The following is a 255-nucleotide window of genomic DNA, read 5'->3' on the forward strand; positions in this document are numbered from 1 at the left end:
GATCGGGCCGTGCACGTCTATCTGAACAGGCTGCCCGTCTTTCTCGAATTGCCAGCGGTGCAGCGCACCGTTTGGGAGCCGGATGCGAAGGCACGCATGGCCCAGCAGGTCGGGAGGGACGCGAGGCTTTTCATTCGCCTTGAAGTAAGCAGGGGTCGCAACGACGGCAAAGCTGCGGGGTGGGCCGACGGGGATGGCGATCATGTCGCTGGGAACAAGGTCGGCACTCCTAAGGCCGAGATCGAAACCCTCGGC

The 255-nt window shown here is 63.5% G+C and carries 1 protein-coding gene; it reads right to left on the reverse strand.

The genetic code is table 11. The features are described from left to right. Window positions 1-255 (reverse strand): LysR substrate-binding domain-containing protein (locus tag MRBLMC3_RS22160; RefSeq protein WP_363832423.1); only part of this gene is annotated, 255 nt, incomplete at both ends.

The sequence above is a fragment of the Sphingobium sp. LMC3-1-1.1 genome, assembly GCF_040676285.1.
Lineage (GTDB): Bacteria > Pseudomonadota > Alphaproteobacteria > Sphingomonadales > Sphingomonadaceae > Sphingobium.